The following is a 6,032-nucleotide window of genomic DNA, read 5'->3' on the forward strand; positions in this document are numbered from 1 at the left end:
GCCATTGATAACAACCCCGCTGAAAATGCCATTCGTCCAAATGTTATTGGTCGCAAAAACTGGCTCTTCTCCGTGAGTGAAGCAGGCGCTAATGCGAATGCCATTTGTTTGAGTTTGGCTGAAACGGCCAAAGCAAACGGAATTGATTTTTATCAGTACTTGGTAAAGCTGATGACGGAATTACCTAATATATCGTTTCATCAACACCCTGAGATTTTACATAATTACATGCCATGGTCAGAGAATATTCAAGCCACATGTGCAAAATAGCCAGCTAACTGAAAAAAATTCAGTTAGCTGGCCGTTCGTCGTGCGTACCGTGAAGGTGCGCTATTTTTTATATTTCGGGCTTACATTAATACAGCGAAAAAAGTCGATTTCTTGGGGATTTTCTAATAGAGAAATTTGTTGAAAAATATTTTTGTATCCGGTTTCATTTCTTTTGTACTATGTGCTGACAGCGTTATTTTTACCTTGTCGATAGGTTGACAGCCATTTTGAGCATGTTACGATAGTTACCGTTGAGAGAACGCGAACAAAAATACGAACATTTGACAGGGGAGATTTGATGATCAAAACAAAAAAGATTGCTTTTCTAGGTGCAGGATCAATGGCAGAAGCAATGATTTCTGGTATGATTCATTCTAATATTGTTCCAGCGAAAAATATTGTGGTAACAAATCGCAGCAATAAAGAACGCCTTTTAGAATTGGAAAACAAATACGGTGTTCAAACTAGTAAAAGAGTTGATTTAGACACAACAGATATTGACGTGTTCATTTTAGCAATGAAACCAAAAGATGCTGAGCAAGCATTATCCTCTTTAAAACCCAATATAACTAAAGATCAAGTTGTTTTATCAGTGCTAGCTGGTATTTCAACAGCCTTTATGGAAGATCTATTGCATGAAGAACAACAAGTTGTTCGAGTGATGCCAAATACCTCAAGTATGATTCAACAATCTGCTACAGCAATATCTCCAGGACAATATACAGCAATGGATTCAGTCATTTTAACAAAAGAGTTGCTATCGTCAATTGGTCAAGTTTACGTTATTGATGAAAAACAAATGGATATTTTCACGGGCATTGCCGGTAGTGGACCAGCGTACTTTTATTTCTTAATGGAGCATATTGAAAAAGCAGCCAAAGAAGAAGGATTAGATCCAGAAGTAGCCAGAGCAATTGGAGCCCAAACCATATACGGTGCGGCAAGAATGATGATGGAGCGTGACGAAACGCCAACAGAGCTTCGTGAAAACGTAACGTCTCCAAATGGCACAACGGCAGCAGGCTTGAAAGCCCTTGAAGAACATGGTGGCGGAACGGCAATTATGCGCGCGGTAAAAGGAGCATCAGACCGTTCAAAAGAAATGAGTGAACAGCTTGAAAAGGTATCCAACGAAGCATAAACCATAACTTCATATTCTTCGTTACTATCCTCATATTTATAAATCAATAAAACAAAAGAAACGAATTAACTAGGAGTGATTTGATGAGTCCCGATGGCAAGAAGCGGGTTGTAATTAAGATTGGCAGCAGTTCTTTAACAAGTTCACACGGTGAGATTAGCCGAAAGAAATTGGAGAGGCTTGTTGACCAAGTAGTCGAGTTGAAAGATCAAGGTCATGAGGTACTGCTTGTTTCATCCGGTGCAGTAGCGGCAGGTTACAGAAAGCTTGGTTGTTTAGAAAGACCTAGCTCATTACCTGAAAAACAAGCGGCCGCATCCATTGGCCAAGGACTTTTAATGGAAGCATACTCCGAGCTGTTCTTATCTCATGGCTACGTCGCGTCACAAATTTTAATTACACGAGATGATTTCTCTGATGAAAGCAGATATAACAATGCACGTAATACCATTAACGTACTGTTAGAACGAGGAATTGTACCGATTGTCAATGAAAATGATACGGTGACTATTAATCGTCTAAAGTTTGGAGATAATGATACGCTATCTGCTAAAGTTGCAGGGTTAGTTGATTCAGATTTACTTATCATCCTATCTGATATTGACGGATTATATAGCGCGGATCCTCGTGAAAATCCAGATGCGGAGCTATTATCACACGTATCTGAAATTACGCCAGAAATTGAAGAAGGTGCTGGAGACTCTGGAAGTTCAGTTGGCACAGGTGGTATGCGCTCAAAAATTGATGCGTTTAAAATTTCAATGGCTTCAGGAATTCCTTCATTCCTAGGAAAAGCAGGCGTTCCAAACATTTTAACAGAAGCGGTGTTGGGTGAAGCATTTGGAACGTATTTCGAAGCAGGAGAAGACGCTGTTAACTTAAGTCAAAAAGAACAGTGGATTGCGTTTAACTCAGGGCCTGAAGGGGAAATAGTAATTAAAGACGAAGCAAAAACGGCGATTGTGGAAGAAAAGAAGCCGCTGCTACGAGAACACATTAAGTTTATAAAAGGTCACTTTGAAGAAGACTCCGTTGTTCGAATCTTAGATGTTGATGAGCAAGAGCTTGCATTAGGTGTTTCGAATTATTCTTCAGAAGAATTAGCTCAAAACCAAGAAATGAATGAACCCGTTGTTGACAGTGAAGGAATGGTTTGTCACGTCGAAATTCCGATTCCGGTAGGCCTTTAATTAAAGAAGCGAAGAACGACAAATCTATGGTATAATGATGTAACAAAAATAATCATAATATTTAAAAAAATATTGTAAATCTTATCCAGGAGTGATTTTGTGGTACAGGTAAAGGAAGATATTTCGGTTAAGCAACAAGCGGTGTTAGCTAAAAAAGGTGCAAAGCAGCTTAGTCTATTAACAACAGAACAAAAAAACAAAGCGCTTTTAACAATTGCAGATGTACTTGAAGAGCACACGGATGACATTTTAAAAGCAAATGAAAAAGATTTAGAAAATGGAAAAGAAAAAGGCTTTGATGATGCGCTAATGGATCGTTTAGCATTATCTGTTGAACGTGTAAAAGATTTTGCAGATGGACTAAGGCAGGTATCGAAGCTTGATGATCCAACAGGAGATATTTTAACAGAGTGGACGCTTGAAAATGGTTTAAATGTTAAACAAGTTCGCGTTCCACTTGGAGTAATTGGAATGATTTACGAAGCGAGACCAAACGTAACGGTTGATGCTACAGGTCTTGCGTTAAAATCAGGTAATGCGATTGTGTTAAAAGGTGGTTCTTCTGCAATTCATTCCAACAAAGCGATTGTCGAAGTCATGCATAAAGCATTAGATAAAACAGAAATTCCTAAAGAAGCTGTCCAATTTATTGCGAGTACAAATCGTGAAGCAACGCAGCAGCTCTTCACGATGAAAGAGCATATTGACGTATTAATTCCACGCGGCGGTGCATCATTGATTCAGGCTGTTGTAAATAATGCGACGGTTCCTGTATTAGAAACAGGAGTAGGGAATTGTCATCTTTATATTGATGAACACGCAGATGTTGAAAAAGCTATTTCGATTCTAATCAATGCTAAAACGGATCGCCCAGCAGTATGTAACGCAGCTGAAACGGTATTAGTTCATGAAAAGTGGCTTGAGCAAAACAGCGACCGTTTAATTCAAGCGTTTAAAGACTTTAATATTGAAGTGTTTGGTGACGAGCGCACACTTGCTACAATTCCTGGTGCCAAAGAAGCAAAAGAAGCAGATTGGGCAGAGGAATATTTACGCCTTGCAATTGCGATGAAGGTTGTTTCAAACGTAGATGAAGCAATTGATCACATTGAAGTATATGGCACGAAGCATTCAGAGGCTGTGATTACAGAAGATGAAAATGTTGTGAAAAAGTTTATGGCGTTAGTAGACGCAGCAGCTCTTTATCATAATGCTTCGACTCGCTTTACAGACGGTGGAGCGCTTGGTTTTGGAGCGGAAATTGGAATTTCAACTCAAAAACTTCATGCAAGAGGACCAATGGGCTTGCCGGCACTAACAACAATTAAATATGTAATGAGCGGAAATGGTCAAGTACGCTAATATCATAAAAATAATTATGTAAAGAAACTCAGCAGAGATGCTGAGTTTCTTTTGTGCAATGAATAAAATATAGTTGTCAATTTCCTAAAAATATAGTATTATTGAATTTTTTTCTAAACTCTGCTATAATAAAAACACGTAATTTTTTTACTATTGTATCCTCATTTAAGCGTATATGCTTTATGTTAAACATACGCTTATAATCTTATAATAAAACTCCATCTTTGATTCGTTTCTCTCATGATAATATTAAATTCTTCAAGATAGGTCATTTACCGATATGCTCCATTTTAATAAACTCATGATGATACCCATATGAAGACGGATAGTAGATTACTTTAAAAGGAGATTATGTCTATGTATAACCGAAAAAATGTTGAACCAGCTGTAATTGAAGAAACTAAAGTATGGGAATGTACGTCAGATAGTTGTAAGTGTTGGGTTCGCGATAACTTTAAGAGCGGTGACCAGCCAACGTGCCCGCTTTGTAAAAGTGAAATGCAACAAGCAACGAAAGAGTTACAGGTTATTCACAATCCAAAAGTAATTGACTAATAAAATACGAGGTTTGTAGAAGCTGCTCATATTCTTTGCAACATGGATATAAGCAGCTTTTTTGATTAAGTAGGTAACCAATCATAAGATTGTGAACGTTTTTGGGCAATTACTTCATTTTTATATAAAAAAATGAAACCTTTTGATACGATGAAACGTAGTACAAGTTACGTAGAAAATTTTACGTATGTAACTAATAGTAGGGGGCAAAAATTCATGTTAAAAAAAGTATTAGCAGCTTGTGTAACGCTTACGATTATGTTTTCACCAATAGGTGGAGCATTGGTTCAAGATAGCTCAACCATTGTAAGTGCAAAAGGTTATAAATCAGGAAAGCGTTCTTTTGATAGCGGAAACAGCAATCAACCAAGTATGTTTAAGAACAACAATAATACAAACAGCAATTCTTCTGTAAATCAAAAGAACAACACAACAAATAACTCAAAATCAACGAACGCAGCAAGTACTAACCGTGGTGGTTTAATGAAAGGACTATTATTCGGTGGACTTGCAGGATTACTATTTGGTAGTATGTTAGGAAATTTAGGTGCATTAGGTCCAGTAATCGGCTTCTTAATTAATGCATTAGCAATTGTAGCTCTTATTTTAATCGTCATTCGACTATTTCAAAGCATTAAACGTAACAAGCGTAAAGAACAGGAAGTGAACTCTTGGAGAAACTAAAAATCTCGGAACAGGACATTATCAATGCAATGTGTCTGTATATTGCTGATAAAAAGCAGGTGCAGCCTCAGGAAGTTGAGGTCGAATTGATGTATGATGACGACTATGGCTTTTCAGCTGAGTCATACGTAAATGATCGAAAGCAGGTCCATATTACGTTAAATATCATTGAGGCACTGCGCTTGTGGTTAGATACGCAGATGAACATTGATCCATTCTCAACAGGTTTAGAATTAGAGTTAGATGACGAAGAAGGCATCATTGCTTACGCAACGGTAAGACAAGGATGAGCAAGTCTTTGACAATATCAAAAGAAAAAAAGAAAGTATTAATTGAAGAAATTCAAACGTATTTTTTAAATGAACGTGATGAAGAAATTGGAGAGTTAGCAGCGGGCTTACTGCTTGATTTCTTCATTGATAAAATAGCTGTCGAGTTCTATAACTTAGGCGTTGAAGATTCATATCGTTATATGAGTGATCGCTTAGAGGATTTGTTTGCTATCCAAAAATAACCCTGCAATTTGCAGGGTTATTTTCAGATTGACGAGAAACCTGTAAGGTTCTCGTCAATCTGAGGCTCTTTTCATTTTTTATAGTGAAACAAGTAAACATTTCACAAACAAATCGTCGTTTTCCATAAAAATCGCCCATTACCTGACCTGTTTTGGTCAGGTAATGGGCGATTTTTTTCATGTTTTGACAAGCTGCCGTCAGATACGCCTGCATCTGGACAGACTTCAGCCCTCGATACCGGGCATATCGATACCCATTTAGCTCTTTTGCATCGGCAAAGCTACGCTCAATCGTCGTGCAACGCATACGATAAAG

At 37.8% G+C, this 6,032-nt stretch carries 9 protein-coding genes; 8 read left to right on the plus strand and 1 reads right to left on the minus strand.

What is annotated here, in order from left to right; translation table 11 throughout:
• The 8 genes from AS180_RS20745 to AS180_RS20780 form a co-directional block, all read left to right on the plus strand.
• On the plus strand, positions 1-270 hold a 270-nt coding region (locus AS180_RS20745; RefSeq protein ID WP_139109261.1), incomplete at its 5' end, for an IS66 family transposase.
• A gap of 298 nt (positions 271-568) precedes the next feature.
• Positions 569-1,411 carry a pyrroline-5-carboxylate reductase gene (gene proC, locus AS180_RS20750; protein WP_035320203.1) on the plus strand — a complete coding sequence of 281 codons (843 nt, stop codon included), beginning with the start codon at positions 569-571 and terminating at the stop codon, positions 1,409-1,411.
• Between the two features lie 83 nt (positions 1,412-1,494).
• Positions 1,495-2,601, plus strand: coding sequence for a glutamate 5-kinase (proB, locus tag AS180_RS20755; protein WP_025908443.1), 1,107 nt, complete (start codon positions 1,495-1,497; stop codon positions 2,599-2,601).
• Positions 2,602-2,700: 99 nt separating this feature from the next.
• Entirely contained in the window at positions 2,701-3,963 is a 1,263-nt protein-coding gene (locus AS180_RS20760; protein WP_025908442.1) for a glutamate-5-semialdehyde dehydrogenase, read from the plus strand.
• Between the two features lie 357 nt (positions 3,964-4,320).
• A complete protein-coding gene (locus AS180_RS20765) occupies positions 4,321-4,518 on the plus strand; it encodes a cold-shock protein (RefSeq protein WP_025908441.1) in 198 nt (65 codons plus the stop codon).
• Between the two features lie 216 nt (positions 4,519-4,734).
• Positions 4,735-5,202, plus strand: coding sequence for a hypothetical protein (locus AS180_RS20770; protein ID WP_025908440.1), 468 nt, complete (start codon positions 4,735-4,737; stop codon positions 5,200-5,202).
• Positions 5,190-5,492: a YxcD family protein gene (locus tag AS180_RS20775; RefSeq protein WP_025908439.1), complete on the plus strand. Its 303-nt coding sequence runs from the start codon at positions 5,190-5,192 to the stop codon at positions 5,490-5,492. Before AS180_RS20770 ends, AS180_RS20775 begins: the two co-directional genes overlap by 13 nt.
• 8 nt (positions 5,493-5,500) lie before the next feature.
• A complete protein-coding gene (locus AS180_RS20780) occupies positions 5,501-5,716 on the plus strand; it encodes a DUF2164 domain-containing protein (protein WP_224840170.1) in 216 nt (71 codons plus the stop codon).
• Here AS180_RS20780 and AS180_RS23730 read toward each other — a convergent pair.
• Positions 5,703-6,032 (minus strand): transposase (locus AS180_RS23730; protein ID WP_226373012.1); only part of this gene is annotated, 330 nt, incomplete at its 5' end. The genes AS180_RS20780 and AS180_RS23730 overlap by 14 nt on opposite strands.

The sequence above is a fragment of the Priestia veravalensis genome (assembly GCF_001457055.1).
Taxonomy (GTDB): domain Bacteria; phylum Bacillota; class Bacilli; order Bacillales; family Bacillaceae_H; genus Priestia; species Priestia flexa.

Excerpts from the sequence above, each read along its gene's own strand:
- proC (WP_035320203.1), top strand. The coding sequence starts at position 569 with ATGATCAAAACAAAAAAGATTGCTTTTCTAGGTGCAGGATCAATGGCA.
- proB (WP_025908443.1), top strand. The coding sequence starts at position 1,495 with ATGAGTCCCGATGGCAAGAAGCGGGTTGTAATTAAGATTGGCAGCAGT.
- AS180_RS20765 (WP_025908441.1), top strand. The coding sequence starts at position 4,321 with ATGTATAACCGAAAAAATGTTGAACCAGCTGTAATTGAAGAAACTAAA.
- AS180_RS20770 (WP_025908440.1), top strand. The coding sequence starts at position 4,735 with ATGTTAAAAAAAGTATTAGCAGCTTGTGTAACGCTTACGATTATGTTT.